The organism is Pseudonocardia sp. SID8383, assembly GCF_009864975.1.
Classification (GTDB): Bacteria; Actinomycetota; Actinomycetes; order Mycobacteriales; family Pseudonocardiaceae; genus Pseudonocardia; species Pseudonocardia alni.
Window position 1 is genome coordinate 1 of record NZ_WWFY01001028.1, and the last position, 4,003, is coordinate 4,003.

Annotated in this window: 3 protein-coding genes; 1 reads left to right on the top strand and 2 read right to left on the bottom strand. The window is 76.2% G+C overall.

Features of this window, described 5'->3' with window-relative positions; translation table 11 throughout:
- A partial coding sequence (locus GTW08_RS24740) for an ATP-binding protein (RefSeq protein ID WP_161152609.1) occupies positions 1-1,058 on the bottom strand: 1,058 nt, incomplete at its 3' end.
- Positions 1,055-2,584, bottom strand: a complete 1,530-nt coding sequence (locus GTW08_RS24745) for a cobyric acid synthase (RefSeq protein WP_073574442.1) — start codon at positions 2,582-2,584, stop codon at positions 1,055-1,057. The genes GTW08_RS24740 and GTW08_RS24745, both read right to left, overlap by 4 nt.
- Positions 2,585-2,642: 58 nt before the next feature.
- Here GTW08_RS24745 and GTW08_RS24750 point away from each other — a divergent pair, with 58 nt between their 5' ends.
- Positions 2,643-3,524 carry an SURF1 family protein gene (locus GTW08_RS24750; RefSeq protein WP_073574301.1) on the top strand — a complete coding sequence of 294 codons (882 nt, stop codon included), beginning with the start codon at positions 2,643-2,645 and terminating at the stop codon, positions 3,522-3,524.
- The last annotated feature ends 479 nt before the right edge of the window (positions 3,525-4,003 follow it).

The window sequence follows — 4,003 nt, forward strand, 5'->3', positions numbered from 1 at the left end:
TCCTCGGGGCCCAGGTGGTCCTCGGCGTCGGCGAGGGCGCGGTCCAGCTCGGCCGGGTCCAGGCCGGGCTCGTCGAACGGGTCGCGACGACGGCGGTGCGGCAGCGCGAGCCGGGCGGCGACACGCACGTCGTCGGCGGTCACCGCGTCGCGGCCCTCCCAGGCGGCGTGCGCGGCCGCGGCCCGGGTGATGACCAGGTCGGCACGCATGCCGTCGACGTCGAACCGGGCGCACACGAACGCGATCCGCCGCAGCTCCCGGTCGCTCACCGCGACGGCGGAGACGTGGGCCTGCGCGGCGCGGAGCCGGGCCGCGGTGGCGGTCTCGTCCGGGGCGAAGCGGGCGACGAACCCGGCCGGGTCGTCCTCGAACGCCATGCGCCGCCGCGTCACCTCGACCCGGGTGTCGACGTCGCGGCTGGCCCGCACCTCCACGGTCAGACCGAACCGGTCGAGCAGCTGCGGGCGCAGCTCGCCCTCCTCCGGGTTCATCGTGCCGACCAGCAGGAACCGGGCCGCGTGCGAGACGGAGACGCCGTCGCGCTCGACGTGCGCGCGGCCCATCGCGGCGGCGTCGAGCAGCAGGTCGACGAGGTGGTCGTGCAGGAGGTTGACCTCGTCGACGTAGAGCACCCCGCGGTGGGCGTCGGCGAGCAGGCCGGGCTGGTAGGCGCGGCGGCCCTCGGACAGCGCCTTCTCCAGGTCGAGCGAGCCGACCAGGCGGTCCTCGGTCGCGCCGACGGGCAGCTCGACCAGCCGGGCCGGGCGACGCCCGCCCGCGGCGCCCGCCGGGTGCGGGCCGTCCGGGCAGGACGGGTCCGGCGCGGCGGGGTCGCAGCCGAACCGGCAGGCGTCGACGACCGCGTGCGAGGGCAGCAGCGCGGCCAGCGCGCGCACCGCCGTGGACTTCGCGGTGCCCTTCTCCCCGCGCACCAGGACACCACCGACACCCGGGTGCACGGCGTTGAGCAGCAGCGCCAGCCGCAGGTCGTCGTGGCCGACGACGGCGGAGAACGGGAAACGGGGAGGTCCGGCGGCGGGGGCGGTGCTCGTGCTCACGCGGGTGAGGCTGCCAGACCGGAGGTCAGCACCGGGAGGTCCGGCGGCGCACCGTGTCCGATCACATGTTCAAGTGAGGACGTGTCGAGGTGGTGTTCGACCAGGTCGGCCAGCAGATCCACCTGCCGGGTGCGCTCGGCCGCGAACGACGTGTCCTGCGCCACCACGAACCCGGTCCGTCCCGCCACGTCGGCGAGGCGGGTGAGCAGCAGCCGCCGGAAGCCGTCGTTCTCGGCGAGGCCGTGCCAGTGCGTGCCCAGGACGTTGCCGCGGTCGCTGCCCTCGTCCCCGATCAGGCCGGGGTCGCCGGAGCGCACGACGCGGCCGTGGTGGATCTCGTAGCCGGTGACGGCCTCGCCCCACGCCGTCGCGGTGGGGGTGGCGAGGTGCTTGACCGGGTCGAACGCGATCTCGAGGTCCAGCAGCCCCAGCCCGGCGACGGTCGTGCCGGGAGCGGCCTCGGCGCCGTCCGGGTCGGAGACCGTGTGCCCGAGCATCTGGTACCCGCCGCAGATCCCCAGCACCGGGCGCCCGGCCGCGGCGTGCGCGCGCACGGCGTCGGCCATCCCGGACGCCCGCAGCCAGGCCAGGTCCGACACGGTCGCCTTGGTCCCGGGCAGCACGACGACGTCGGTGTCGGCGATCCGCGACGGCTCGGTCACGTACCGCACGGCGACGCCCGGTTCGCAGGCCAGCGCCTCGGCGTCGGTGGCGTTGGAGATCCGCGGGAACCGGACGACGGCGACCCGCAGCCACTGCCCGCCGCGCGGTGGGGCCGGGCGCCCGAGCACCCCGTCGGCGACGGCCGAGAGCGAGTCCTCGGCGTCGAGCCAGAGGCCCTCGGCGAAGGGCAGCACGCCCAGCGTCGGCCGCCCGGTGAGCTCGCGCAGCCGGTCGAGGCCGGGTTCGAGCAGGCGGGGGTCCCCGCGGAACTTGTTGATGACGAAACCGGCGATCAGCGCCTGGTCGGCCGGGTCGAGCACGGCGAGGGTGCCGAACAGGTGCGCGAGCACCCCGCCGCGGTCGATGTCGCCGACGACCAGCACCGGCAGGTCGTTGCGCCGGGCGAAGCCCATGTTGGCGAGGTCGGTGGCCCGCAGGTTGATCTCCGCGGGCGAGCCCGCTCCTTCGCAGACCACGACGTCGTGGCGGGCGCGCAGCCGGGCCAGGGAGTCGGCGACGACGTCGGACAGCGCCGCGGTGCGGTGCCGGTAGGACAGCGCCGACACCTGGCCGTCGGCGCGGCCGCGCACGACGACCTGCGAGGTCCGGTCCCCGCCGGGCTTGAGCAGCACCGGGTTCAGGTCGACCGAGGGGGCGATGCCGCTGGCGAAGGCCTGCATCGCCTGCGCGCGGCCGATCTCGCCGCCGTCCGGGGTGACGACCGAGTTGTTGCTCATGTTCTGCGCCTTGAACGGCGCCACCGAGACGCCGCGCCGGTGCAGCCACCGGCAGATACCGGCGACGACGGCGCTCTTGCCCGCGTCCGACGTCGTCCCCGCCACGAGGACCGCTCCCTGAACCACCACGGCGGGCAGTATCGCCCCGGCGGGACCGTCCGCGGGCGCGGCTACCCTGGGCCGCGTGCGTTTCCTGCTGCGTCCCGGGTGGATCGCGTTCGTCGTCGCGGTGCTGGCCTTCGCCGTCGCCTGCTACACGCTGCTCGCGCCGTGGCAGTTCGACCGGGAGTCCGAGCGCTCCGCGCAGAGCCGGGCCATCGCCACCGCCGACGCGACCCCCGCCGTCGGGTTCGACACGCTCGTCCCGCCGGGCACGGCGATCGGCGCGGACGACCAGTGGCGCCGGGTCACCCTGGCCGGCACCTTCGACCGTGCCGCGGAGACCCTGGTCCGCCTGCGGGTCGTCGACGGCGCACCCGCCTTCGAGGTGCTGACGCCGCTGCGGCTCACCGACGGCCGGACCGTCGTGGTGAACCGGGGGTCGGTCCCGGCCGCGGACCGGGGCGCCGTGCCCGGCTACGCCGCCGCGCCCGCCGGCCCGGTGACGGTCGAGGGCAGGCTGCGCCTGGACGAGACCGACCCGCAGGGCCGCCCGCCGCTGGTCGAGAACGGCACCCGCCAGGTCTACGTGTCGGACTCCCGCTCGGTCGCCGCCGCCACCGGCCTGACGCCGGTCGAGGGCGTCGTCGTGCTGGAGGCCGGCCAGCCCGGCGTGCTGGACCCGATCCCGGTCGAGCCGGTCGGGGGCGGAGCGCCGTTCAGCAACTTTTCCTACGCCCTGCAGTGGCTGACCTTCGGCGCCGTCGCCCTGGTCGCCCTGGTGCTGTTCATCCGACTGGAACTGTTGCAGCGCAGCGGGAAGCGCGAGAAGGCGGGCAGCCTGCGGGACCAGCTCTCCGGCCGAGACGGCTTCGGCGACGAGCCCGTCCCCGCCGACCGTGCCGACGACAGCGCCCCCGGCACCACCCGCGACGCCGCCGCCGGGTCCGGTCCGGGCTCGGGCTGATCCCGCACCGCGCCACACCCGTCGCGGGCCGCCGCCCTGCGCGGTCCCGAGGTGCCACGTGAGTGCGCCGCGCCGGGCTCCGGGGCGCGGTTGCGCAGGGCTCCGGATGCCGCGACCCTTCGCCCCGGCCGAGTTCGCTCACCCGGTCAGCGGATTCACCCGTCCGACATGGTGGCCCGCCGGCCGTTCCCCGCCGGCCGCGCGCCGGGCCGCCCCCACCGGGACGGCTCTCTCCGAACTCGCTTACCTGGTAAGCGAATTCCCACGATCCACCCTCACCGACCGGGTAGGCGTGGAGATCGGCCGGACCCACCGGGACCCGGGCGGTGGGCCGCCGGGGCCACCCGAACAGACCCGCTGTCGCCGGAGACAGTTCACGCGGTGAACGGACTCCGGGCGCCACAGCACCGCGGCCGGGCCGACCGGCTCAGCCGCGCCGCCGCCCCAGCACCGCCGCCGTCGCGACGGCGAGCAGCCCG